This is a genomic window from Capnocytophaga sp. oral taxon 326 str. F0382 (assembly GCF_000318295.1).
Taxonomy (GTDB): domain Bacteria; phylum Bacteroidota; class Bacteroidia; order Flavobacteriales; family Flavobacteriaceae; genus Capnocytophaga; species Capnocytophaga periodontitidis.
This window is the reverse complement of record NZ_KB291391.1, coordinates 12,109-36,897: the sequence shown is the minus strand read 5'-3', so window position 1 is coordinate 36,897 and position 24,789 is coordinate 12,109. Positions and strand designations below refer to the sequence as shown.

The window sequence follows — 24,789 nt, the reverse complement described above, 5'->3', positions numbered from 1 at the left end:
AAATTTTAACATTTCTTTGATAAACACTAATGTCTTTTCATTGTACAATAGTTGTTGGTGAATAATGGTGCAAATGTAAAAAAAACACACTCTACAAAATAAATGTGTTTTTATTGTGATTCAATGGTTTTTATAATATGCGCTAACAGTTGCAAAAATACTTACACTCCCTAACACATTTTACCTCTAACTTATCAAAAAATGTATTTAGTGGTGCAATATAAGGGTTGAGATCTAATGGCTTCCCATTGTAATCTACTGGGAGTTCTTCGATAAAAAGGTTATTGCTGATGAGGATGGGGATAGGGGGATTAACGATTTATTTTTTAATATTGCTGTTTGTTTACGACAGCTTGATATTCTATGTTAGTAAACATTTCAAAAGCTGAAAAACGCTTTTCTTGGAAGAGTTCCTCTTCTATACTTTTATCACTTTTGATATTCTCTAATATTTCTTGTATTTTATTTTCATCAATATTTTGTTCCTGTTTTATACAATTCTCTATCTTTTTGAGTTTTCTATCTACTATTTCCTTATTGAAATTACTAATAAAAAGAGAATATTGTTCCTTAAAATCATCTTTTGATTTTTGTGTAGGTTCCATAATATAGACAGAACTATCATAATTAATACTTTTTTTATAAGGCATATCTTCCTTTTCATTATCATAAGTGATATCTGTATATTTATGTATGTCTACAGAAAAAATAGAGGAACCCAGACTATTATCAAAGTTAGTCCCATTAGAGTCTCTATATAGTGAATAAACTAAATCTTTATAGTATATATTTAGCACATATAAACCAGCTAAAGCTTCTATTAAGTTTTTTAAATTTCCTTTTGATAAAGAATTATTCCTATTGTGTTTGACAGCTTGATAAGCTATTAACCACTTAGATGAACTACTTCCTCTTTTATTAGCTTTTTTTAAAGGTGTTAATACTTTATTATTCTCATCATTAAAATAGAAGTTAGAAGCAGAAACTATAACTTTCTTTTTACTTAACAACCATTTTTTTTCTAAAAAATCTATACAATCAGTGTCAAAAAATAATTGATTATCATTTTCTTTATCTCCTCCATTTTCAAAATACAACTCTTTTGAAATAGCTTCTACTTCAACAACTGTTCTTATAAGTAGTTCTGTAATTTTAGGAGAATAAATACTTAATTGATTATCATCTATATGGATAATATTAGATATCTCTATTAGCTCTCGTTCAATATTTTTGTAAATATTCCAAAAGATATTCATATTCTTGCAAATGTAATTATAGGATCTAAAGATATATTATGGATATAATCATTCCCAACTAAAATAGGAAAATGAGGAATATATGTTTCTCCTTTTTTTTGATATTGAGTTCTAAGATAGTAAAATTGTCTATAATCATATTCTGAAAATTCTTTATAACATTTGAATGCTGATAATATAGAAACATCTATGATTGAATAATCAGGTAAAGTAAGCCAAGCATGTAGATTAACTCCTGTTGTTTTAAAATTTTTGTTATTAAACCTATATTTTAACTTTTGGAAAGATTCATAAAATTTTTTTTGTCCTTTATAACTAACACTTCCTAAAGTTAAAATAGAATCTATATTTAATTCTGTTTTTAAGAGATATTGAGCTAATTCAGAAAAATAAAAACAATTATTCATTATTTTTTCCTGCTCAAAGTTATGAAGAATATTTTTAGATATAATAGTATTTATATTTTCATCTACACTTCCATTTATATAACTGTTAAAGTTGTTGTTAGGTTGAAAATATGAAGTTTGTAGACCTAAAACATTTGTATTTCTTATAGCCTTCTCAAACATGTATTTATAATCATATTCTTTTTTACTTATTCTTTTCCTTGAATAATTGTCATACCAATCATATAGTGTTACTTGTAAATTCATTTTTTATATTTTATTTTAATTTTTCACCAACTTTAATGTTTTTTATAACTAAATCAAATTGTTAGTGATGCTCATGATACAAATTAATTGCTCTTTTTCTATTTCTTTCTTTTATAATGTTTATCTAATTCTTTCCATACATTAGTACTATAAAAATATGTTTTATTTTTATCAGGTTTATTAGGATATAATAAGCGAACATATGACAAACTTTTATCTTTCTTAATATCAGCCATTATAGCATTGAATTTTCTATCTTGTTTAAAATCAATATATCGAATTCTACTTTTCTTGCATATTTCTCTGTAAGTAAGAGGATATTTTGCACTAATTTCTTCTTCTTTTAAATTAACAGGAACTCCATTTGGGTCATAAAAAACTCCTATCTGTCCTATACTATTAGATTTATTAAATTTAATATCTATAGATACAGCAATATCATATTCTTGATCTTCATTGTCTGTATTTTCGATCTTAGACTTTAAAAATTCTATATAATTCTCAGTTTCATCTGTTATTATACCGGATGAATAAGTTTTAGAATCTATATAAGCTAATGGCATTAAATATAGGTTATATTTAGATAAATCAATATCTACTATATTCCATTCTTTTATAATACGAATGTAATTTTTAATAGTAGCAAAGCCTATTTCTTGTATTTCTTTTTGACAGAAAGAGTCATTGTAAAAATGAATTGAATTATCTCTTAATTCTACCAATACTTCTATGTTATTAATAAAATTAGGAGGTACTTTACACTTAGAATTAAGTTTATTAATAACATCAAATATACCTATAGTCATAGGATTTCCAGACCTATTTAACTTAGGTGTCTTTTTCCGTTTGTGAACCTCACCTTTTTTTGTCTTAACAGATTCCATAAAATACAACTCTTTTATATTGTAATTATGAAGTTTTAACAAATGAGCTTTAAATAACAATTCAATAGCATTAACTGCTAATATAGCAAAAGTTTCTTCTCTGTATAAGAAATTAGGCTTGTTGTATATTTCAATAGCAGAAAGCATTGAGTTAATAGACTTAGAAAGTAAACTTTTATAGGTAGGATTTATCTTCATAGTATCATATATTTTGCCTGACCGTGCTATGGTCTAATCATTCAACTTCAACACCGCCATAAAGGCACTTTGTGGTATCTCTACGTTACCCACTTGACGCATACGTTTCTTACCGGCTTTCTGTTTCTCTAAGAGCTTACGCTTACGCGAGATATCACCCCCGTAACATTTAGCAGTAACGTCTTTGCGGAGTGCTTTGATAGTCTCACGTGAGATAATTTTTGCCCCAATAGCGGCTTGGATAGGAATATCAAACTGCTGACGCGGGATCAGCTCACGTAGTTTTTCACACATCTTTTTGCCTATGTTATAAGCATTATCGGCGTGAATAAGGGCAGAGAGCGCATCTACCGATTGTGAGTTGATAAGGATATCCACCTTCACAAGGTTAGAAGCACGCATCCCAATAGGTGAATAGTCAAACGAAGCATAGCCCTTGCTCACTGTCTTGAGGCGGTCATAGAAGTCGAACACGATTTCGGCAAGAGGCATATCAAAGTTCAGCTCCACACGCTCAGGGGTGAGGTAGTGCTGATTGGTGATAACACCGCGTTTTTCAATACAGAGCGACATCACCTGACCTATAAAATCTGATTTGGTGATGATACTCGCCTTGATATATGGCTCTTCCACACGGTCTAATTTAGAAGGGTCAGGGAGGTCAGAAGGGTTATTTACGATAATCGCTTTTTCAGGTTCTTTTTTGGTAAAGGCGTGGTAACTTACGTTGGGCACGGTAGTAATCACGGTCATACCAAACTCGCGTTCCAAGCGCTCTTGTACAATTTCTAAGTGCAACATTCCTAAGAATCCACAGCGGAAGCCAAAGCCCAAAGCGGCAGAACTTTCGGGGGTAAACACTAAGGAAGCATCGTTCAATTGGAGTTTTTCCATTGAGGCGCGTAACTCTTCGTAATCTTCGGTGTCTACCGGATAAATCCCTGCAAATACCATTGGTTTTACGTTCTCAAAACCGTCAATAGCTTCTTTGCAACCGTCTACTGCTGAGGTAATAGTATCACCCACTTTTACCTCACGTGCATCTTTGATGCCGGTGATAAGGTAACCCACATCGCCAGTGCCTATCACTTGTTTGGGCACTTGGTTCAGTTTGAGGGTTCCCACTTCGTCAGCATCATAGATTTTGCCGTTGGACATAAACTTGATTTTCTGTCCTTTGCGTATTTCGCCGTTCATCACGCGGAAGTAGGTTTCCACCCCGCGGAAAGAGTTGTACACCGAGTCGAAAATCAACGCTTGTAGCGGTGCTTTAGGGTCGCCAGTAGGGGCAGGAATACGCTCGATAATCGCCTCCAAAATTGCCTCTACGCCCAAGCCTGTTTTACCACTGGCAGGGATAATTTCATCGGGCGAGCAACCTAATAGGTCTACAATATCGTCTTTCACCTCTTCGGGATTAGCACTCGGTAGGTCTATTTTGTTGAGTACGGGAATGATTTCAAGATCGTTTTCGAGCGCCAAGTAGAGGTTAGAAATCGTTTGTGCCTGAATACTTTGAGCAGCATCTACAATGAGGAGAGCCCCCTCGCAAGCAGCGATGGAACGGGATACCTCGTAAGAGAAATCCACGTGACCTGGGGTATCAATAAGGTTGAGGATATATTTTTCGCCTTTGTACACATATTCCATTTGGATAGCGTGGCTTTTGATAGTAATACCGCGCTCGCGTTCCAAGTCCATATTGTCCAAAAGTTGGTCTTGTTTTTCGCGTTCAGTAACGGTTTGGGTAAAGTCGAGCAAACGGTCGGCTAAAGTACTCTTGCCGTGGTCGATATGTGCAATAATGCAGAAGTTACGTATGTTTTTCATTGTATAAATTAGTCGTTAGCTATTTAGTTGATAGTTGTTATTACGAGGTAATATGCCACAACTATCAGTAATTGAGGGCGCAAAGGTAGTAAATAATTAGTGAATTAACAAATTTAGAAGAAGATAGGATTTCAGAGAAGTCTTAGCTTTGGCAACTAAAAATTGTTCGTTGTTATTTGTCTATTGTTTTTTATTTTGTAATTTTGCCGCCAATTAATAACAAAGAGGACAAATTTGTACTGATTGCAACCTCTTGGGGTATTCCCCAAAAAATGCTAAAACAGTTCTTCTTTACAATGGCGTCCCCTGCTAAATCATAATTATCAATGGGATATTTATTTACCTCTGAGTCCGTTTCAGAAGGACATCCAGACAAAATCGCTGACCAAATTAGCGATGCGCTTATTGACAACTTCCTCGCTTTCGACCCCCACTCTAAAGTGGCTTGCGAGACATTAGTAACTACCGGTCAGGTTATATTGGCTGGTGAAGTAAAATCAAACACCTACATCGATGTACAACAAATCGCGCGCAACGTGATTGAGAAAATTGGCTATACCAAAAGCGACTATATGTTTGAAGCCAAATCGTGTGGGGTACTTTCGGCTATTCACGAACAATCACCCGATATCAATCAAGGGGTAGATCGCGGAAAACCTGAAGAACAAGGTGCTGGCGACCAAGGTATGATGTTTGGCTATGCGGTAAACGAAACCGAAAATTATATGCCACTCGCTTTAGACCTTTCACACGCTTTGCTGAGAGAATTGGCAGCATTACGCCGTGAAAACAAGGAGATTACCTATTTGCGTCCCGATGCTAAAAGTCAGGTAACTCTTGAGTATAGCGATGACAACAAGCCGGTGCGTGTGAACACTATTGTGATTTCAACCCAGCACGACGACTTTGATACCGAAAAGAAAATGCTTCAAAAAATTAAAGAGGATATCGTGAAAATTCTCATTCCGCGTGTGATTAAAAAGTATCCTCAATACGCACCTTTCTTTGACGATAAAATTATTTACCACATCAACCCTACAGGTATTTTTGTGATTGGAGGTCCTCACGGCGATACAGGGCTCACTGGTCGCAAAATCATCGTGGATACTTATGGTGGTAAAGGAGCGCACGGTGGCGGTGCATTCTCTGGTAAGGATCCGAGCAAGGTAGACCGCAGTGCGGCGTATGCTATGCGTCACATTGCCAAAAACTTAGTAGCAGCAGGCGTTGCCGATGAAATATTGGTACAAGTGAGTTATGCCATAGGGGTAGCTGAGCCTACAGGTGTGTATGTAAATACTTATGGTACTGCCAAAGTGAACCTCACAGATGGTGAAATAGCTAAAAAAATACAAGAAATCTTCCCATTGCGTCCGTATGATATAGAACAACGCCTAAAATTGCGCAATCCTATCTACAGCGAGACAGCTTCTTACGGACATATGGGGCGTACTCCTGAGGTTGTAACCAAAGTATTCTCATCGCCTTATCACAAAACAAAAACGATAGAAGTAGAACTCTTTACTTGGGAAAAATTAGATTTCGTAGAAAAAGTAAAAGCAGCATTTTTTTAATGACGAGTTACGAATTACGAGTTACGAATGATGAACTTTGCTAAAGTTGAAACTTTGGCAAAGTTTTTTTTATTCTTTTCATTGTCAATTGTTATTTTTTTCTTACTTTTGTGCCATCAAATAAAAAAAATAGTATGAAGTCTTTTTTACCAACTATGTTTTATTACGGGTTTCCTGTAGTACTTCTTACTACAACTGATAAAGATGGAAACGCCGATGTAACGCCTATTTCAAGCACCTTTACTTTAGGTGCGAATGCTGTGATAGCGCTTGTAAAACTAAACAAGGCTTATCATAATGTGATGGAAGTGCCCGAGGTAGTTTTTAACCTCCCTACGGCAGCTATGTGGGAAAAAGTAGAGGCAATTGCCCCTTATACCGCTCAAAACCCTGTGCCTCCTCAAAAAATGGGTAAATACACTTATACTGATGACAAGTTTAGTATTGGAGGATTTACTCAATTACCTTCAGAAAAAGTACGCCCTCCGCGTATTGCCGAATGTCCTATTCAGGCAGAAGCTAAAGTGAAAAACGTGAATGACCGCGATGCTTATGTACTTGTGGAATTGGAATTTGTGCAAGTACACGCTGAAGACCATTTGGTAATGGAAGGTAATAAAATCAATCCATTAGAGTGGGAACCACTTATCTATAACTTTAAACATTATTACGGATTGGGAGAACACAAAGGTTTGAATTTCAGTATTAAGTAATGGCTTATCTAAGATAAGAAAAAAGAAAGCTTTGCTAAAACTCTTACAAGCTTTAGCAAAGCTTTTTTTATATTCTTTATTGTTAATTGCTAATTATTTTTTACCTTTGCTTCATTAAACAAAAACATTATACAAGATGATGAGAAAAACAGTAAAAACCGCACTGTTGTTTTCGTCGGCAGCACTCATTGTTGCTTGTGGCGGGAATAACAAAAAATCAGAAAATGCAATGACAGACAAAAATGCAGACAAGGGGATTGCTCTTGCTGAAATGGACACTACGGTACGTCCGCAAGATGATTTCTACAATTATGTGAACGGCACTTGGGCTAAAACTGCCAAAATACCAGCTGATAAACCTACGTGGGGCTCTTTTCATATCCTACGCGAGAAAACCGATGAGAATTGCTTGCTCATCTTAGATAATCTCCTCAAGGAAAACTTCGCTCAAGGTACTGAAGGTCAGAAAATAAAAGACCTCTACGAATCGTTTATCGATTGGAAAAAGCGTGATGCCGAAGGGCTTAAACCTATTGAAGGTTATTTGAATAAGATTGAGGCTATTAAAAACCTCACAGACCTTCAAAAGTATTTGGAAGAGGTAACTCGCGAGGGCGAAAACCCTATCTGTGCTTGGGGGGTATATGCCGATATGAAGGATTCTAATATGAATACTGTGTATCTTGGCAACTTTAGCATCGGTATGGGGCGCGATTACTATCAAAAAGACAACAAGGAGAATACTGAGGCTTTACAAAAGTATCAAGATTATGTAATGGCTATCTTCAAAGTGCTCAAAGACGACAAAGCCGCTGAGAAAGCTAAACAAATGGTAGATTTTGAACGCTCGGTAGCTAAACTAATGCTCACCAATGAGGAAGACCGCAACCCTAACCTTAGCTACAACCCTCAAACAATGGCTGAGCTTAGCAAATTGGTGAAGAACCTCAACCTACCTCAGTTCCTTAAAAACGTAGGGGTGAACACTGATAAAGTAGTTGTTTCTGAAATTCGTTTGTACAAACAATACGATAAGTTTATCAACGAAAAGAACTTGCCTCTTATCAAAGATTACCTTAAATATCAATTAGTAGCTGATAATGCGAGCAACCTTACCAAAGAACTCGATGAGCTTTCTTTTAACTTCTACAACAAGGAGTTGCAAGGACAACAAGAACAACGTCCGATGAACAAACGCGCTCTAAGCGTTATCAATAGTATTTTGGGTGAAGCCTTTGGTAAATTGTATGTAGAAAAGTATTTTCCACCTAAAGCTAAAGAAGAAATGGTTACTTTGGTAGATTATCTGAAAAAGAGCTTTGCACAACATATCAAAGATGTAACTTGGATGTCAGATGCTACTAAGGAAAAGGCTTTGGCTAAACTCAATAAATTTACTGTGAAAGTAGGTTACCCCGATAAGTGGGAAGACTACTCTAAACTGACCATTGAACCGGCTGCTAAAACGGTGTATTTTGCTAACTTGCAACGCGTGAGTGAATGGGCTTACCAAAAGAGTTTGGAAAAAGTAGGCAAGCCTGTAGATAAAACTAAATGGGGTATGTCGCCTCAAACAGTGAATGCGTATTACAATCCGTTGTATAATGAAATTGTGTTCCCTGCGGCTATCTTACAACCTCCTTTCTTCAATTTCGAAGCCGACCCTGCGGTGAACTTCGGTGGTATTGGTGCTGTAATAGGTCACGAAATGACACACGGATTTGACGATAGTGGCGCTGAATTTGACGGCGATGGTAATCTAAAAAATTGGTGGACTCCTGAAGATAAAAAGAACTTTGAGAACGCTACCAAAGCCCTTGCTAAACAATACGACCAATACGAACCTGTAAAAGGTGTATTTGTAAATGGTACTTTCACCAGTGGTGAAAACATAGCCGACCTCGGTGGGGTGAACATCGCTTTTGATGCTTTGCAAATGTACTTAAAAGATAAAGGTAATGTAGGTAAGATAAGCAATTTCACTCAAGAACAACGTTTCTTTATCTCTTGGGGTACCGTATGGCGTACGCTTTCGACTGATAAATACCTTACAAATCAAGTAAAAACTGACCCTCATAGCCCAGGATATTTCCGTTCATTCGGTCCGCTTGTGAATGTAGACGCTTGGTATAAAGCCTTTGATGTAAAAGAAGGTGATAAACTCTATAAAAAACCTGAAGACCGCATCAAAATTTGGTAGGTGAGCACCGCACTGATAGTAACACCTACTAATCCGTGCATTGCAACACTCTGCCCTGTAACATATAAATTCTTGATGTGAGTTTGTGGCATAAAAACGCTTTCCATTATATGGTTAGCGTTTTTTTTGTAGCCGTACAATGCTCCTGTGGGATTGCCTATATAATCACGGTAAGTAAGCGGTGTAGAGGTGTAGTAATGAGCAATAGCACTTTTGAGTGTAGGAAATTGTTGAGCAACTACATCTAATAAATCCATAGCACGCTGACTTTTGAAAACTCATACTGGTTGCCTCTTGGGTTGCCCTCGGTGTTGGTCGTAAAACTATTTTGCCAGCGTTGCAGTTCATCAGTGTTCATATAGGTGAGGATAGTAACATTATCAGTATACTCCCTGCTGTCCTTTGGAGGATTCATAGAGAGCATATACGAAATCGGGAAGTCGTTAGTAGCGTAATTAGTAGCGTGGTAAACGCTATTGTTATCCTTAAACCAATACACATTATAGGGCAAGTAACGAAAAGCATTTGGTTTGAGTACCAAATGCAATGAAAAGGCAGCAACCGTAGGTTGTAAGCCCTGCACGCGTTTGCAAAAAGAAGGTTTAAAAGGGGTTTTGCCTGTGATGTTGAGTAGTTGCTTTACATCTATAGCCGAGATGATTTGTTTTGCAACAAACTGCTCTCCTTGCTTGGTGAGTACTGTGTTGATAGTATTCCCCTCACTGTATTCAAACCCTATGACCTCTCTTTGGTTGAAGAGGTCAGCACCGTATTGGCGCAATTTATCAATGAGCAAGTTGGTGATTTGTCTACCTCCTTGTGTGAGTCGCCAAGCACTTTCTATATACGAATTAACCGAAAGTGCGTGTACGTATAAAGGTGTCTGTTCGTCAGTACCTCCATAGAGAAAGTTAGAGCCTAAGAGCACTGCTTTGAGTCGGTCGTTAGTAGTGATACCGTTGAGGAAATCTAATAGGTTTAAGGAAAGCGTATGAACATCGTAATCGGCTACTGCTTGTTTATGGCGGTAGAGTGGAAACTTATCGCAAATAGATTGCATCGTGTGGGCGTACTCTTCTAAGGCTTTCTTTTCATTAGGGAAATAGGAGAGGAGTTGTTTTACGAAGTTCTCATAACCCTGAGCGTGAGGATACATCACGTTAGGTGTATCGCCAAAACAAATACGGTCGTAGCCGTTTATATCAAGGCGTTCTACCGAAAGATGAGTGGCAATACCTACATCTTTAAAATACTCATATAGTACCTGACCTTCTGCGAGACTTCCTATGTAATGCACTCCTGTATCAAACAGCGTATTATTGCGCACAAAAGTTTGCAGGTTACCCCCATACTGCTCATTTTTCTCCAATATACACACTTTCTTTCCTGCTTTTGCCAAGAGCAAAGCCGAAAAGAGCCCCGAGAGTCCGCTACCTATCACCAAAACATCGTATTGCTTCATTGTCTATATTCCAAAACTCGTCAAAAACTTATCGATATACAGCTGTTTTTCTTTTGATTTATACTGTTGGATAAAGCGAGGGTGCTCTAATACTACCATTTCACCAAATAAAGTAGCTTCTTTATTCAATTTTTGTAAGAAAGTAGCGTTCTTTTTGCCTAATACGAACACCTTTTGAGTATCTACTCCTAAGGCGATATGCTTTTTTAAAGTTTCTATCATATAGTTCTTTAATGATTTGAAGAGTGTCTCTTCATCGTAATAATTAGCATTGAGCCATTTGCCGTCCGAGGCTTTTCGCACAATAGCCAAAGGAAAAGGAGAATTGATATAAAAATCATTGTAGAACTTAGTGACTCCACCGTATGCTTTTATCATATCATACATAAAAACCGATGATACTTCGTGGGTATGTGCCGACTTCATTACAATACCACACTCGCTTTCTAATCGCTTGGTATCAGTAAAAGGAACGCCTGTAACTCCTGCCCCGTGTCGGCTGGGATTGATGCCTATAATGAATTTCCGCTGACGGTTATCGTTGTAGAATTTGTGATAAAAAGCACGCATTACCTCCATAGTTTCAGGGTTATCCATATAAGGATTCAGCACATCAAAATCCTTAGGCAAGGATTGGTTGTACTCTAAATGTGTGTTGAAGTTGATAATTCTATCGGCAAAAGTATTCATTAGGCTTGTTTTTTCAATTTTACTGCTACCCAGTTGTTGCGTTCTAAGTTCTCGATGTATTGCAGAGCGTATGCTTCCGCTTTTTCGCGGATAAGAGGTATATCTTCCTTGTAAAAACCACTGAGCAAGAGAGCGCCTCCTGTTTTGAGAGCTGGTACATACTGCGGTATATCGTTTAAGAGAATATTACGGTTGATATTCGCAATAATAAGGTCGAAGTCTTTTTCATTAGCTAGTGAAGAAGCATCTCCCAACTGTACTTTGATGTGCTTACAACCATTGCGTTCTACGTTTTCAATGGAGTTCTCTACGCACCATTCGTCTACATCAATGGCGAGTACCTCACTCGCCCCGCGTTTGCTTGCCATAATAGCGAGTACGCTTGTGCCACAACCCATATCGAGTACCTTTTTGCCTTTGAGTTCTTCCTTTAAAAGGAATTGCAACATCATATAAGTAGTTTCGTGATGACCAGTACCGAAACTCATCTTAGGGTCGATAACAATTTCATAAGGGGTATGTGCTTCGGGGTGAAAGGTAGCACGTACAGTACACTTATCGTCTACGGTGATAGGCTCGAAGTGTTTTTCCCATTCCTCATTCCAGTTCACCTGTTCAATAGTTTGATGTGTGTAGGTAATTTGGAACTCCTCGCTGTGAAGTATCTGTACATCAGAGAGTATATTAGCATTCCAAAAGGGTTCTTGTATATAAGCCTGCAAACCGGTTTCGGTATCTACAAAGCTCTCGAAGCCTACTTCGGCGAGTTCAGCAACTAATATTTCAGAAGCAACCCCCATAGGGGTAATGGTAAAAGTGTATTCTATGTAATTCATTCAATGAGAGGTAAAATCCGTTTAGAGCGCAAAAATAAGAAATAATTGCAAATAGAATGTGATAAATAAGAAAAAAGTTATATCTTTGCGGGGTGTATGATAACTTTAACCCAATACATAAATATGAAAAAGATAGTATTTTTGTTTTTAGTGACCTTATGGACAGCAATTCCTGCTTCAGCTCAGTTGTTACGTCATAATTTTGACGACGAGGGCAATACTTTCATTCAAGGTATCGCTCGTGCTCAGTTTTGGGCGCGTTATACCGAAACCAACCCTGGTACCGCTGTGAATGGTGAAGTGGTGAACAATGTGTTTGACTTTTCAGTGCGCCGTGTCCGTTTAGGAGTCTATGCCCAAGTAGAAAAGAAATGGTTGTTCTATGTGTTGTTAGGAAATAACAACTTCAACCAGAGCACCCTTCGCACTGCTAATTTGCGTCTCCTCGATGCTCTTGCTCAGTATACTTTTAGCGAAAAATTAAGTATTGGTATAGCTAAAACTACTTTCCTCGGTGCAGGGCGTTATTCTAATGGATTTTCTAATGCATCTATGCTCACCCTCGACCCCTCAGTTTATTACCTCAATACACTCAATCACTTCGATGATATGGGGCGTAGAATAGGTGTTTATGCCAAAGGTCAGTTAGGTAAATTCGAGTATTTTGCGGCCTTGCAAAACTCAACTATACCTCCTTCTTCATTCAGCTATAGTAAAGGGCATCCTCAACCCTTTACATCGGCTTACTTAAAATACGAATTTTGGGATAATGAGGGAAATCTTTTGCCTTCTAGTGGTGGAAATGGCACTTATATAGGTAATAAACATATTATGAATCTCGGTTTGGGGTATGAATATCAAGCTAAAGCGAGAACTTTTACCAATACTACTGATACTTCTTATCGCGATTATTTCAATTTAGGAATTGATTTCTTTATGGATACCCCTATTTCCGAACGAAATGATGCTATTACAGCTTATGTAGGTTTTAATAATATCTATTTTGGTAATGATTATGTGAGATTTGTAGGGGCAAATAGCATTTTTGAAGGAGGAACTTCACTCAATGGTGCCGGTAATGCCTCTCCTGCAGTAGGTACAGGCAGTAGCTTGTTCTTGCAATTGGGTTATCTGCTTCCTAAATGGGAAAATTCTGATATCCGTCTACAGCCTAATGCAAGTTGGCGTTTTGCAAGTTATAAAGCTCTTAATAACAATATAAATATATATTCTGTTGGTGTAAATACTTATTTCAAAGGACAAAAAAGCAAACTTTCTTTAGCGTATGAGAACCGTCCTGTTTTTAGTGCTACTGACAAAAAGGTGAGTACCCGCTTAGGTACCTTTGTATTGCAATACCAAATAGAATTGTAAAAAAAAAACTAATTGACAAATAAATATCAACTATTATGAAAATGTACGACATCGTTATCATCGGTTCTGGTCCAGGAGGCTATGTGGCTGCAATTCGCGCCGGACAATTGGGCTTCAAAACTGCCCTTGTAGAAAAATACAACACTTTGGGGGGTACTTGTCTCAATGTAGGCTGTATTCCATCTAAAGCCTTACTTGACTCCTCCCATCATTACGAGGAAGCAACACAACATCTTGAGGCTCACGGTATCGAAATTACAGGTGAAGTGAAGTTCAACTTAGAGAAAATGATTGAACGCAAAGCGGCTGTGGTTGAACAAACCTGTACCGGAGTAAAATTCTTAATGGAAAAAAACAAAGTAGATGTTTTTACAGGCGTAGGTAGTTTTGAATCTCCTACCCAAATTAAAATTACTCCTAAAGAAGGTACTCCCGAAATTATCGAAGCTAAATATACCATCATAGCTACAGGCTCTAAACCTGCAACTTTGCCTTTTATCAAACTCGATAAAGAACGTGTGATTACCTCTACCGAAGCTCTTAAACTCAACGAAGTACCTAAACATCTTATTGTAATAGGAGGCGGTGTGATTGGCTTGGAATTAGGACAAGTGTACAGCCGTCTCGGGGCTAAAGTATCCGTAGTGGAATATACCGATAGTATTATCCCTACAATGGATAGAGTTTAGGACGTGAGCTTACTAAAGTGCTAAAAAAACAAGGATTTAATCTCTATACAAGCCATAAAGTAACCGAAGTAACTCGCGACGGTAATATAGTGACTGTAAAAGCAAACTCTCCTAAAGGAGAAACTATTAGCTTAGAAGGTGATTACTGTTTGGTAGCCGTTGGACGTCTTCCTTATACACGTGGACTCAATCTCGAAGCTGCTGGTGTACAAAAAGATGAACGGGGTAGGGTAGTGGTAAACGACCGCTTGCAAACGAATGTGCCTAATATCTATGCTATAGGCGATGTGGTACGTGGCGCTATGCTCGCTCATAAAGCCGAAGAAGAAGGGGTATTAGTAGTAGAACAACTCGCTGGTCAAAAACCTCATATTGATTACAATCTCATACCTGGGGTGGTCTATACTTGGCCTGAAGTTGCTTCTGTAGGAAAAACTGAAGAACAACTCAAAGCTAATGGTACAAATTATAAAGTAGGTCAGTTTGCATTTCGTGCCTTAGGGCGTGCGCGTGCTAGTATGGATACTGATGGCTTTGTGAAAATCTTAGCAGATACCCAAACCGATGAAGTATTAGGAGTACATATCATTGGAGCTCGTGCTGCCGATATAATAGCCGAAGCCGTTACAGCTATGGAATTCTGCGCTAGCGCCGAAGATATTGCTCGTATTTGCCACGCACACCCCACTTTCACCGAAGCTGTAAAAGAAGCCGCCTTAGCAGCTACCGAAAATCGTGCTATCCACGCATAAAATAATAATAACACAAAGTTTTGCCAAAGTTCTATCACCCATTATGATGCGAACTTTGGCAAAATTGAATTGTAACCATCTCACCTTTTTTCATTTTTATATCCCAATTTTGTTATTTTGGCACAATCTTGGTAGCAAACTCTTGTAGTGCGATTTTTTTGTAAAGGAGTAGTTTTTGTTTGTATGTATTTAACAATCAGTTGTATAACTATATTTTTTAAAGAGTTATAAATGTTAAATAAAACAAAAAAATAACAAATGATGAGTGTTATGTCGCATAAAACACCTATATTTGCGCCTTGCATAGAATAGTATATATGTACAAAAAGTTATACATCGTATTTATAGTATTGGTGGCGCAACTCGCCTCAGCACAGCGATATGAGTTAGGGGTCTTCTTAGGAGGAAGTAACCCTATTGCTGATATTGGTCGCACTCACTACGTCTACCCTAATGAATTTGCTTTCGGAGGATTGTTCAAATGGAACTTCCACGAACGTATGTCTGCTCGTGTGCAGATTACTAAAACAGTTATCAGTGGTAATGATGCTCAATCAGATATCCCAGGGAAACGCAATCGTCAGTTTGCCTTCCGTACCGATGTTACCGATATGACTGCTGGTGTCGAATGGCATTTCTTTAGCTACAAAATCAAAAACCTGCTCGATCGCCCCATTACCCCCTATATCTTTGGAGGAATTACAGGATTTTGGCACGACGATTTGTATTTTGATCCTGCTTACCCTAAACCTACAGACGCTATTGATACCTCTCGACGAGATTTTGATTTTGCCGTACCTGTAGCTTTTGGCGTAAAAGCTAAAATTACAAACCGATTGGTCTTGGCAGGTGAGGTGATGTTCCACTTTACCCTTACCAACAACTTAGATGGTACAGCTCCTAAAAACCGCCCCTTTGTTTTTGGCAATATAGGTAGAAGTTATGATTGGTATACCCTTTCAGGACTCACTCTTACCTATACTTTTGGAGAATGGCCTTGTTATTGTAGAAATTAGTAAAAATCCAATGGAAATAACCAAATACCCGAAACACTTGGCTATTATAATGGATGGCAATGGGCGCTGGGCAAAAAAACAAGGTTTGCTCAGAGCTTTCGGTCACGAAAAAGGTGTACAAACAGTAAGGCAAGTAGTGGAATATTGTGTTGAACATCAAATCCCTTATCTTACCTTATACGCTTTCTCTACTGAAAATTGGAACCGCCCCGCTTTAGAAGTAAAAGCCTTAATGGAACTATTAGTGAAGTTCTTAAAAAAAGAGATGGATAACCTACTGAAAAACAATGTAAAATTGAATACAATAGGCAATTTAGACCGCTTCCCACCCAAAGCCCGTGAAACATTGCTCGCTACTATTGATAAACTAAAAAACAACACGGGGGTTACCCTTACCTTAGCCCTTAGCTATGGGGCACGAGAGGAATTGCTCACCGCTGTTAAACAGATTGCCACTGAGGTGAAAAATGGTACCCTAACCTCCAATGAAATCACTGAGCAAACTATACAACAACATTTGTATACCAATAATCTACCCGATGTAGATTTGCTCATCCGTACCAGTGGTGAATACCGCATTAGTAACTTTTTGTTATGGCAAATAGCCTACGCCGAACTCTATTTTGCTGAGGTTTTATGGCCAGACTTTACTAAAAAACACTTAGAGGAAGCGCTCCTTAATTATCAAAATAGAGAAAGACGATTTGGAAAAACAAGCGAACAACTTACGTAAAACTATGCTGAAAAAAATTATATTACTCGCCTTTTTGGCTTTGGTAAGCCTTGTGAATGCACAAGAAGAAAGAATATCATTAGGACAAGGAAAAAAATATACCATAGGTGGCATCGAAGTTACTGGTGCTAAACGTTATAACGAACAAACTATCCTCACAACTTCTGGCTTGAAAGTGGGCGATGTAATCGAAATTCCCAGTGAAAAATTTAGCGCTATTATCCATAAACTATGGAGCTATAAGTTGTTTAGCGATATCAATATCTATATTAAAAAGGTAGAAGGTGATACTGTATTTTTGGAATTAGCTATTAGAGAAACTCCTTCTCTCGTCGATGTGAAAATATCTGGTGTTAGTCAGAAAAAAGGTGAAACTCTCCTCAAAGATGCCGATATTAAAAAAGGTGTGAAAGTAAATGAGAGTTTGATTGCAAATACCCGAAACTATATCACCAATAAATACCGAAAAGACGGTTACCTAAATACTAAAGTAACTATTGATACTAAAATAGATACTACCGATGCAAACGGAGTCGATATGCTTATACATATCGATAAAGGTAACAAAGTAAAAATAGACAAAATCGTTTTCGAAGGCAACCAGCAATTCACTTCTGCTAAGTTGCGCAAAAAACTCAAAAAAACTAAACAAATACAGTTCGGTCGTTTCTGGAAACGCTCTAAATATGTTGAAAAGAATTACGATGAAGACCTCGTGAATCTTATCGATTTCTATAAAGAAAAAGGATACCGAGATGCCCGTGTAGTAAGTGATTCTCTTATTAAAGAAAAAGATGGTAATGTGAGTTTAAATATTGCTGTGGAAGAAGGAAAACGTTACTATTTTGGTGACATCCGATTTCTTGGAAACTCCGTTTACAACGACCGTGTACTTAACCAAATTTTAGGAATCAAAAAAGGCGATGTGTATAATGGAGTCTTACTTAAAAAACGTGTGCAGGACAATACCAAACCCGATGCCGAAGATATTACCAACTTATACCAAAATAGTGGTTATCTTTTCTCTCAAGTACACCCCGTAGAAACCTCAGTGATCAACGATACTATCAATTTTGAAATTCGTATCGTAGAAGGAAAACCTGCTTATTTCAATAAGATAACCGTAAAAGGTAACGAAAAAACTAACGACTATGTGATTTATCGTGAATTGCGTACCCGCCCTGGTTACTTATATAGTAAGGATGCTGTTGTGCGTACCGTACGTGAGTTAGGACAGTTGCAACTTTTCGATGCACAAAATATCAACCCCGAATTTAAAAACGCCGATCCTAATGCAGGAACAGTAGATATCGAGTATAACCTCACCGAAACAGGTTCAAGTCAAGTACAATTACAAGGTGGTTATGGGGGAGGCTCTTTCATCGGAACAGTAGCTCTGTCATTCAACAACTTCTCTATCAAAAATATATTTAATAGAAAAGCTTACCGACCTGTACCTATGGGTGATGGTCAAAGCTTATCACTCAGCTTACAAGTGAGTAGATACTATCGCACTTATGGATTCTCTTTTACCGAACCTTGGATGGGAGGTAAACAGCCAGTGCAGTTCTCAGTATCCTTTAGCCGTACTGAACAATTTGGCTATAGTTACAGAAGTTATGATGTCGATAAAAGCCGCCGCGTATACATCACCGAGTTTAACGTCGGTTTGGCAAAACGACTTAGAGTCCCCGACGACTATTTCCAAATAGCTCACACTCTCACCTATAAACACTACGACTTGAAAGACTATCCTAATTTAGGACTCTTTACTTTCAAAGATGGTTCGTCTAACTCATTTGCTTACACTATTGCTCTATCGCGTAACTCTAGTGGCCCTAACCCTATCTACCCTATGACGGGAAGTAGTTTCAACATCAGTGCAAAGGTTACTCCTCCTTACTCTCTGTTCAATGGAGTGGATTATGCTAAATTGTTAGACGAACGTACACAAGCTATAGCTAACAACGATAGTGATAAGATAGCCTCTATAGACCAACAACGTTTCCGTTGGTTGGAATTCTATAAACTCAAATTCACTTCAGCTTGGTACACTAATTTGTATAGTAAGTTTGTATTGAAATTTGGTGCCGATTTTGGTTATCTCGGTGCTTATAACAACAATCGCGGTATAGTACCTTTTGAACGCTTCTTTATGGGAGGCGACGGCTTAGGTTATTATTCTATGGATGGTCGTGAGAACATACAAATGCGCGGTTATGAGAATTATGCTCTCTCCTCTGATAGTGGTGAAACTGTATTCAATAAATTCTCATTAGAGTTGCGTTATCCTATCACCCTAAAACCTATGGCTTCTATCTATGGGTTAGCTTTCGCCGAAGGTGGTAATGTACACGATGGACTCTCAAACTTTAATCCTTTCCAACTCAAGCGTTCTGCTGGTTTAGGATTGAGACTCTTTATGCCTCAATTTGGTATGTTAGGTATTGATTTTGGCTATGGTTTTGATAATCCGGTCAATAGTACAAACCGCAGTGGTTGGCAAACCCATTTCATTTTTGGACAACAATTCTAATTTTTGGCACGATATTTTCTATGAAAAAGTTACCAGTTCTTTTTGTAGTGCTATTGGCAACAATAACACTTTCATTCGCACAGAAGCCTTCACGTATAGGCTATGTGGATATGGACTATATTTTGGCTAATTTGGAAGACTACAAGGTTGCAAACCAACAGTTTGCATTGCAAGTAGAACAATGGCAGGCAGAAATAGAAAAACGACAAACTAAAATACAAGCTGAAAAAGATAAGTTAGAAGCTGAAAAAGCTTTGCTCACCCCCGAATTGATAAAAGATAAGGAAGAGGAAATCGCTTTGATGGAATATAATCTCAATGCCTATAAACAACAGAAATTTGATGCTAAAGATGGAGAGTATATCAATCAAAAGTTCTTGCTCGCCAAACCTATTCAAGACCAAGTGTTCAATATAGTCCAAGAAATAGGAAAAATGCGTAAGTACGACTTTATATTTGAAAAAAGCGATGCGACTATGTTGTTCTCTAATGAACAACACAATCTTAGCAAAGTAGTACTCCGTGCCTTGAAGAAAAAAGATAATGCTGCCGACCGTAATAAGGATATGGCAGAACTCTTGAAAGAAAGTTATGATTTTGAGTTTGTGGAAGAACGTGTGAAAAAACGCAAAGAAGCCGAAAAAGCACGTGAAGAACGCCGCGTACAGTATGAACAAGAGCGTTTGCGCAAAACAGAGGAAATGAAACAACAACGCGAAGCCTTTAGAACACAACGCGCTAAAGAACAAGCGGAACGCCAACAAAAAGCACAACAAGAGCGTGAAGCTTTAAAAACTCAACGCGAAAAAGAACAAGCAGAACGTGTACAGAAAATGCAACAAGAGCGTGAAGCACTAAAAGCACAACGCGAAAAAGAACAAGCAGAACGCGTACAGAAAATGCAACAAGAGCGTGAAACACTAAAAGCACAACGTGAAAAAGAACAAGCTGAGCGTGTACAGAAAATGCAACAAGAGCGTGAAGCACTAAAAGCACAACGCGAAAAAGAACAAGCAGAACGCTTGCAAAAACAACAAGAAGTGCGAACTCAAACGCGCACTACAAATTAAGTAAAAATTTTAAAATAACTAATATTACAAACAAGATGATGAGAAACATTAGAACATTGATGATTGCATTGGCTCTATTTTTCGGAGCTACTACAATGCTCACTGCACAAGTGAAAGTTGCCCATATAAATGTGCAAAAACTCTTGGAAGAAATGCCTGAAAGAAAGTCAGTTGAAGCTCAGTTAAAAAAATTAGAGCAAGGCTATATGAACGACATTCAAGCTGCTATCAAAGAATTGCAAGCTAAAGCTCAAAAATACGACAATGAGTATGCTGCTCTCTCCGAAGCTCAAAGAAAAGCAAGAGAGGCTGAGTTCCTTAAAAAATCTGAGGAAATAAAAACAATGGAAGAAAATATCCGTAAAACTCAACAAACAGCTGCTGAAAGCTTGCAAAAAAAACAACAAGAACTCGTAGAACCATTGCTTAAAAAAGTAAAAACTGCTATCGAAAATATCGCTAAAGAAAAAGGCTTGCAATATGTGTTAGATTCAAGTGCTGGTTCAAGCGTGATTGTTGCTACTGGTGAAGACCTCTACAGCAGTGTGAAAAAGAAATTAGGCTTCTAATTGAAGAATTACATATTACAAATGGTTTTATTTTACAGAAAAAAGTGTTCCCTATCTGAACACTTTTTTCTATTTTTGCACTATCATAGATATAAAATAATAATAGAAAAATGAATGAGATTACATTTCGTACTGCTCCTATAGGTTTGTTTGATTCAGGGGTAGGAGGAACTACTATTTGGAAGGAAGTTAATGCCCTAATGCCTAATGAAAGTACTCTCTTTTTAGCTGATAATAAGAATGCTCCTTATGGAGAAAAAACTAAGGAAGAAATCATAGCACTCTGTGATGCCAATACTCAATTTTTGTTGGCTCAAAAAGCTAAAATTATAGTAGTAGCTTGTAATACTGGTACTACTAATGCAATTTCATATTTGAGAAATAAGTATAAGGATGTGCCTTTTATTGGTATCGAACCTGCTATCAAACCAGCAAGTTTACAGAGTGTAACAAAAAAAATAGGGGTTTTAGCTACCCGTAGCACTCTTGCGAGCGATCTTTTTGCCAAAACAAGCGAGCATCTAAAACAAGAAGAACAAGTCGAAATTATAGAACAAGTAGGCGAGGGGCTGGTAGACCTTATAGAAGCAGGACGTATAGAAAGCCCCGAAATGACTCAATTGTTGCGCCGCCACCTTTTGCCAATGGTCGCCTTAGGAATTGATTATTTAGTATTGGGCTGTACCCATTATCCCTATTTGTTACCACAGATACAACAACTCATTCCAGCTCATATCAAAGTTATAGATTCGGGCTATGCTGTTGCTAAACAAACGAGAAATATACTGTTGCAACACCATTTGCTCAACGAAGATACAACAGCAATACCACAACACCTTTGGCTTGCCAATGGTAATACAGAAGTATTACAACAATTTGCCCCCAAAGAAAAGGGATTAGAAAACTTACAAATTTCTAATTTCTAACTCTTAATTCCTATTTTTTAGGAATCCTGATGTAATAGGTTTTGCCATCTTTGTTGTCAAGTTTTCTATCACGTAGCCAAGGATTGTAATTTTTTAACTCTTTGTAAGTTACGTTTTGGCTTTTAGCAAAATCAGTAAGATTTTCTATGGTGCTATCTACCATTACATTATAAGTAGGAAATTCGTTGTATAAGTGTTTTTTATCAAAAATGAATCCATACTTTTTGGGGTGTTTCATTATTTCCTTAACTGCCAAAATACGGAATACATAGCGCGAAGTCTCACTGTTTAAGTACAAATCGTAGTAGTTGTTTGTTTGCTGAAAAGTAGTCTGTTTATTCATTCCTGCTACACCAGCGTTGTAGGCAGCTGCCGCCATTGTCCACGAACCCGTACTACGTTTAGCTTTATTCAGGTAATCACAAGCTGCTTGTGTCGCTTTTTCTAAGTGGTAACGTTCATCTACTTGATCGCTTACTTCTAAACTGTACTCTTGGGCAGCAGCTTTCATAAACTGCCAAAAACCACTAGCTCCTGAGGGCGATACAGCATTGGTGAGCCCGCTTTCTATAACAGCTAAGTATTTAAAATCATCGGGAATATTGTTGCGTTTGAGTATAGGCTCTATAATGGGGAAATATTTGTTAGCGCGCTTGAATAACAATAAACTGTTGGACTGCCAATAAACATTCACGAGAAATTCTCGGTCTAATCGTTCATATACATCAGGGTCATCCATAGGCACTTTTTCACCTGCAAAATCTAACTTTTCAGGTAAGTCAATAGCGTAAACTCTATAATTGTCAAAAAAATCATCTTTGTGGTGAGCAGCATCTTCAACAGCAAGAGGATTTTCAGTTAGTTCAGCTTCAGCTTGCTCAAAAATATTCTGGTCTTCTTTCTTAACCGACATAGCGTTTACTAAGAACCCTGAAAGCAGTACTACACCACCACTGATAAGAATGTATTGTAAAGTTTTTTTCATTATTGTTTTCTTTTTTAAATTAAAACTTTGCTAAAGGCAGATTACGACTTTAGCAAAGTGAAATTACGCTAAGGCGTTGAGTTTTCCAATCAAGATAGCTGCTTTTTCTTCAAACTCTCTTCTTACTTGTTTGAGATGAGTTCCTCTGTTTTCTACTGATTTATCAGCTACTTTATCAATAAGTGAGTCAAAATCATTTAGTATTTCTCCTACAAGAGCTTTACCTTCTTCAGTGCCCATCTTGCCAGTGAAATACACAGCGTCAATGATATCTCCCAACACATAGTTGATCTCTTTTTTTAAAATGCGAATGCTTGCCATACGTTTTTAATTTATTGGTGATTTGCCGGCAAAGTTACAAATTAATTCTTATCTTTGCAAAAAATAAATCAGTTATGTATGTATACAATTTAACGATGGTAGTGAATGATGAGGTGTTTTTATCTTGGCAAGACTGGCTGCAATCCGTTTATTTACCAATAGTAAAAACCTCAGGAACTATAGAAAAAGTACGAGTATTTAAACTGTTAGACGCTCCCGAAAAACATTATGCAGTACATTGCGAAACCTCATCTCCGGCTCAGTTAATGCATTTTATTGAAGATACTATCCCTCAACTTTTACAACAAGCTGCCGAAACTTTTGGAGAGAAAGTTCTTTTTTGGGGAACTCAACTCAAAGAAGTGAAAACTGAATACTAAAAAGTGAAAAGAATTTGGCATAAAAATTGATTTGTGACTATAAACTATTAACACATCTCTATTAACTAAAATAAAAATGACTATGAAAAAGAATGCAAAACTTACAAGTGTAGTGAAACAACTTGTCTTGGCAATCGTAGTTTCATTCACATTCACTTCTTGCGTCGGCTACTACTATGCCGATGGCATTTATAACGACCCCGTGCCCGAAAGGCCACTTTATGTAGAGAGAGAAATGCCTCCTCAACGTTATGATTATCCACCCGAAAATCGCTATGCCGACAATGGTTATAATAGCTATTTTAGAGATAAAGCCAAACAGTATGAAAATCCTGCTGTCGATAGCAGTTTTACCCATTTTACCGATGTAAATAGCTACCGTTCTAATGCCTATGCTTCAGGAACTTCTTCTTATGGCGGTTGGGGTTCTAACCCTTCACAAGTGAATGTAAATGTCTACAATCACAGTTGGACAAATCCTTACTATGGATATTATAATTATCCATACTATCGTCCTTATCGTTCTGGTTGGAGTATATCCTTAGGCTGGGGCTGGGGTAACTATTATGATCCTTATTGGGATAATTACTACTACTATGGTGGCTACTATCCTTACTATGGCTACTACCCTTATTATGGTTATTATCCTTATTATGGGTATAGTTATGGCTATTATCCTTATTATGGTTATCCTTACGGTTATTATCCCTATTACAGAGGATATTATGATTACTATTACCGTCCAAGAGATTACTATTATGAACCAGGAGGCTCTTATGGAAGAGAATATAGTGGTAGAGGGCGCGCTATTATAAGAGATGACAATTACAGAAGTAATGCTAATCGTTATGAAGAAGGTAGAGGCTCTTATAATCGCTCACAAAGTCAAGGTTACTACAATAACAATAATAATTATAGCGGAAGACCCTCTTACCAAAATCAACAACAATACAATACACCTCCTACAGGTTATGAAAACAGAAGAAATTACGACTCTATGAACTCAGGAATGAATTCTGCTAGAAGTTCTAACTATGGTAACTCGGGAAGTGGTAATTACAGTAGTGGAGGAGGTAATTATAGTAGTGGCTCTTCTTCTAATGAAGGATACAGAAGTTCTAACCGTCGATAAAAATACTATT

Annotated in this window: 20 protein-coding genes and 2 pseudogenes; 13 read left to right on the top strand and 9 right to left on the bottom strand. The window is 37.4% G+C overall.

All coding sequences use genetic code 11. The features are described 5' to 3' along the window. Positions 1-326 precede the first annotated feature (326 nt). The 4 genes from HMPREF9073_RS04525 to lepA all read right to left on the bottom strand — a co-directional run bounded on the left by HMPREF9073_RS04525 (position 327) and on the right by lepA (position 4,821). Complete coding sequence (locus tag HMPREF9073_RS04525; RefSeq protein WP_009412831.1) at positions 327-1,256, bottom strand: hypothetical protein; 930 nt, start codon at positions 1,254-1,256, stop codon at positions 327-329. Beyond that, positions 1,253-1,909 carry a hypothetical protein gene (locus tag HMPREF9073_RS04520; RefSeq protein WP_009412830.1) on the bottom strand — a complete coding sequence of 219 codons (657 nt, stop codon included), beginning with the start codon at positions 1,907-1,909 and terminating at the stop codon, positions 1,253-1,255. Before HMPREF9073_RS04520 ends, HMPREF9073_RS04525 begins: the two co-directional genes overlap by 4 nt. Before the next feature lie 98 nt (positions 1,910-2,007). Then, the gene (locus tag HMPREF9073_RS04515; protein ID WP_009412829.1) at positions 2,008-2,991 is read right to left on the bottom strand and encodes a DUF3644 domain-containing protein; all 984 of its coding nucleotides are present in this window, start codon (positions 2,989-2,991) and stop codon (positions 2,008-2,010) included. Positions 2,992-3,024: 33 nt separating this feature from the next. Further along, positions 3,025-4,821, bottom strand: a complete 1,797-nt coding sequence (gene lepA, locus HMPREF9073_RS04510; RefSeq protein ID WP_009412828.1) for a translation elongation factor 4 — start codon at positions 4,819-4,821, stop codon at positions 3,025-3,027. A 326-nt stretch (positions 4,822-5,147) separates the two neighbouring features. Here lepA and metK point away from each other — a divergent pair, with 326 nt between their 5' ends. The 3 genes from metK (at position 5,148) to HMPREF9073_RS04495 (ending at position 9,308) form a co-directional block, all read left to right on the top strand. Continuing rightward, complete coding sequence (gene metK, locus HMPREF9073_RS04505) at positions 5,148-6,395, top strand: methionine adenosyltransferase (RefSeq protein ID WP_009412826.1); 1,248 nt, start codon at positions 5,148-5,150, stop codon at positions 6,393-6,395. A 134-nt stretch (positions 6,396-6,529) separates the two neighbouring features. Continuing rightward, positions 6,530-7,108 (top strand): flavin reductase family protein, encoded by a 579-nt coding sequence (locus tag HMPREF9073_RS04500; RefSeq protein WP_009412825.1) that lies wholly within the window; start codon positions 6,530-6,532, stop codon positions 7,106-7,108. A 136-nt stretch (positions 7,109-7,244) separates the two neighbouring features. Continuing rightward, positions 7,245-9,308, top strand: coding sequence for a M13 family metallopeptidase (locus HMPREF9073_RS04495; RefSeq protein WP_009412824.1), 2,064 nt, complete (start codon positions 7,245-7,247; stop codon positions 9,306-9,308). On the opposite strand, the pseudogene HMPREF9073_RS04490 reads toward HMPREF9073_RS04495, so the two are convergent. The 3 genes and pseudogenes from HMPREF9073_RS04490 to prmA all read right to left on the bottom strand — a co-directional run bounded on the left by HMPREF9073_RS04490 (position 9,272) and on the right by prmA (position 12,296). Continuing rightward, positions 9,272-10,770 (bottom strand): annotated as a pseudogene (locus HMPREF9073_RS04490) (phytoene desaturase family protein). The gene HMPREF9073_RS04495 and the pseudogene HMPREF9073_RS04490 sit on opposite strands and share 37 nt — an antisense overlap. Positions 10,771-10,773: 3 nt before the next feature. Beyond that, positions 10,774-11,460, bottom strand: a complete 687-nt coding sequence (locus HMPREF9073_RS04485; RefSeq protein ID WP_009412822.1) for an SMUG2 DNA glycosylase family protein — start codon at positions 11,458-11,460, stop codon at positions 10,774-10,776. Continuing rightward, a complete protein-coding gene (gene prmA / locus HMPREF9073_RS04480; RefSeq protein ID WP_009412821.1) occupies positions 11,460-12,296 on the bottom strand; it encodes a 50S ribosomal protein L11 methyltransferase in 837 nt (278 codons plus the stop codon). Before prmA ends, HMPREF9073_RS04485 begins: the two co-directional genes overlap by 1 nt. 123 nt (positions 12,297-12,419) lie before the next feature. Here prmA and HMPREF9073_RS04475 point away from each other — a divergent pair, with 123 nt between their 5' ends. The 8 genes and pseudogenes from HMPREF9073_RS04475 (at position 12,420) to murI (ending at position 21,961) form a co-directional block, all read left to right on the top strand. Then, positions 12,420-13,670, top strand: a complete 1,251-nt coding sequence (locus HMPREF9073_RS04475) for a hypothetical protein (protein WP_034555375.1) — start codon at positions 12,420-12,422, stop codon at positions 13,668-13,670. Between the two features lie 35 nt (positions 13,671-13,705). Then, positions 13,706-15,111: pseudogene (gene lpdA / locus HMPREF9073_RS04470) on the top strand (dihydrolipoyl dehydrogenase). Between the two features lie 317 nt (positions 15,112-15,428). Continuing rightward, positions 15,429-16,127: a DUF6089 family protein gene (locus HMPREF9073_RS04460; protein WP_009412817.1), complete on the top strand. Its 699-nt coding sequence runs from the start codon at positions 15,429-15,431 to the stop codon at positions 16,125-16,127. A 10-nt stretch (positions 16,128-16,137) separates the two neighbouring features. Continuing rightward, positions 16,138-16,860 (top strand): isoprenyl transferase, encoded by a 723-nt coding sequence (locus HMPREF9073_RS04455; RefSeq protein WP_034555371.1) that lies wholly within the window; start codon positions 16,138-16,140, stop codon positions 16,858-16,860. A 4-nt stretch (positions 16,861-16,864) separates the two neighbouring features. Beyond that, positions 16,865-19,396: an outer membrane protein assembly factor gene (locus HMPREF9073_RS04450; protein WP_034555382.1), complete on the top strand. Its 2,532-nt coding sequence runs from the start codon at positions 16,865-16,867 to the stop codon at positions 19,394-19,396. A 20-nt stretch (positions 19,397-19,416) separates the two neighbouring features. After that, on the top strand, positions 19,417-20,466 hold the full coding sequence (locus HMPREF9073_RS04445; RefSeq protein ID WP_009412814.1) for an OmpH family outer membrane protein: 1,050 nt from the start codon (positions 19,417-19,419) through the stop codon (positions 20,464-20,466). 35 nt (positions 20,467-20,501) lie between these two features. Continuing rightward, the gene (locus tag HMPREF9073_RS04440; RefSeq protein ID WP_009412813.1) at positions 20,502-21,035 is read left to right on the top strand and encodes an OmpH family outer membrane protein; all 534 of its coding nucleotides are present in this window, start codon (positions 20,502-20,504) and stop codon (positions 21,033-21,035) included. Between the two features lie 110 nt (positions 21,036-21,145). Beyond that, the gene (gene murI, locus HMPREF9073_RS04435; RefSeq protein ID WP_009412812.1) at positions 21,146-21,961 is read left to right on the top strand and encodes a glutamate racemase; all 816 of its coding nucleotides are present in this window, start codon (positions 21,146-21,148) and stop codon (positions 21,959-21,961) included. Positions 21,962-21,971: 10 nt separating this feature from the next. On the opposite strand, the gene HMPREF9073_RS04430 is transcribed toward murI, so the two are convergent. Further along, entirely contained in the window at positions 21,972-22,946 is a 975-nt protein-coding gene (locus HMPREF9073_RS04430) for a lytic transglycosylase domain-containing protein (protein ID WP_009412811.1), read from the bottom strand. Between the two features lie 63 nt (positions 22,947-23,009). After that, entirely contained in the window at positions 23,010-23,267 is a 258-nt protein-coding gene (locus HMPREF9073_RS04425; RefSeq protein WP_009412810.1) for a hypothetical protein, read from the bottom strand. A gap of 74 nt (positions 23,268-23,341) precedes the next feature. On the opposite strand from HMPREF9073_RS04425, the gene HMPREF9073_RS04420 reads away from it, so the two are divergent. After that, positions 23,342-23,647 carry a DUF4286 family protein gene (locus HMPREF9073_RS04420; RefSeq protein ID WP_034555368.1) on the top strand — a complete coding sequence of 102 codons (306 nt, stop codon included), beginning with the start codon at positions 23,342-23,344 and terminating at the stop codon, positions 23,645-23,647. 82 nt (positions 23,648-23,729) lie between these two features. Continuing rightward, positions 23,730-24,779 (top strand): hypothetical protein, encoded by a 1,050-nt coding sequence (locus tag HMPREF9073_RS04415; RefSeq protein ID WP_009412808.1) that lies wholly within the window; start codon positions 23,730-23,732, stop codon positions 24,777-24,779. Positions 24,780-24,789: the final 10 nt, after the last annotated feature.

What these genes read in the sequence shown, in the direction of transcription:
- HMPREF9073_RS04525 (WP_009412831.1), bottom strand. Translation starts at nt 1,256, where the DNA reads ATGAATATCTTTTGGAATATTTACAAAAATATTGAACGAGAGCTAATA.
- HMPREF9073_RS04520 (WP_009412830.1), bottom strand. Translation starts at nt 1,909, where the DNA reads ATGAATTTACAAGTAACACTATATGATTGGTATGACAATTATTCAAGG.
- HMPREF9073_RS04515 (WP_009412829.1), bottom strand. Translation starts at nt 2,991, where the DNA reads ATGAAGATAAATCCTACCTATAAAAGTTTACTTTCTAAGTCTATTAAC.
- lepA (WP_009412828.1), bottom strand. Translation starts at nt 4,821, where the DNA reads ATGAAAAACATACGTAACTTCTGCATTATTGCACATATCGACCACGGC.
- metK (WP_009412826.1), top strand. Translation starts at nt 5,148, where the DNA reads ATGGGATATTTATTTACCTCTGAGTCCGTTTCAGAAGGACATCCAGAC.
- HMPREF9073_RS04500 (WP_009412825.1), top strand. Translation starts at nt 6,530, where the DNA reads ATGAAGTCTTTTTTACCAACTATGTTTTATTACGGGTTTCCTGTAGTA.
- HMPREF9073_RS04495 (WP_009412824.1), top strand. Translation starts at nt 7,245, where the DNA reads ATGATGAGAAAAACAGTAAAAACCGCACTGTTGTTTTCGTCGGCAGCA.
- HMPREF9073_RS04485 (WP_009412822.1), bottom strand. Translation starts at nt 11,460, where the DNA reads ATGAATACTTTTGCCGATAGAATTATCAACTTCAACACACATTTAGAG.
- prmA (WP_009412821.1), bottom strand. Translation starts at nt 12,296, where the DNA reads ATGAATTACATAGAATACACTTTTACCATTACCCCTATGGGGGTTGCT.
- HMPREF9073_RS04475 (WP_034555375.1), top strand. Translation starts at nt 12,420, where the DNA reads ATGAAAAAGATAGTATTTTTGTTTTTAGTGACCTTATGGACAGCAATT.
- HMPREF9073_RS04460 (WP_009412817.1), top strand. Translation starts at nt 15,429, where the DNA reads ATGTACAAAAAGTTATACATCGTATTTATAGTATTGGTGGCGCAACTC.
- HMPREF9073_RS04455 (WP_034555371.1), top strand. Translation starts at nt 16,138, where the DNA reads ATGGAAATAACCAAATACCCGAAACACTTGGCTATTATAATGGATGGC.
- HMPREF9073_RS04450 (WP_034555382.1), top strand. Translation starts at nt 16,865, where the DNA reads ATGCTGAAAAAAATTATATTACTCGCCTTTTTGGCTTTGGTAAGCCTT.
- HMPREF9073_RS04445 (WP_009412814.1), top strand. Translation starts at nt 19,417, where the DNA reads ATGAAAAAGTTACCAGTTCTTTTTGTAGTGCTATTGGCAACAATAACA.
- HMPREF9073_RS04440 (WP_009412813.1), top strand. Translation starts at nt 20,502, where the DNA reads ATGATGAGAAACATTAGAACATTGATGATTGCATTGGCTCTATTTTTC.
- murI (WP_009412812.1), top strand. Translation starts at nt 21,146, where the DNA reads ATGAATGAGATTACATTTCGTACTGCTCCTATAGGTTTGTTTGATTCA.
- HMPREF9073_RS04430 (WP_009412811.1), bottom strand. Translation starts at nt 22,946, where the DNA reads ATGAAAAAAACTTTACAATACATTCTTATCAGTGGTGGTGTAGTACTG.
- HMPREF9073_RS04425 (WP_009412810.1), bottom strand. Translation starts at nt 23,267, where the DNA reads ATGGCAAGCATTCGCATTTTAAAAAAAGAGATCAACTATGTGTTGGGA.
- HMPREF9073_RS04420 (WP_034555368.1), top strand. Translation starts at nt 23,342, where the DNA reads ATGTATGTATACAATTTAACGATGGTAGTGAATGATGAGGTGTTTTTA.
- HMPREF9073_RS04415 (WP_009412808.1), top strand. Translation starts at nt 23,730, where the DNA reads ATGAAAAAGAATGCAAAACTTACAAGTGTAGTGAAACAACTTGTCTTG.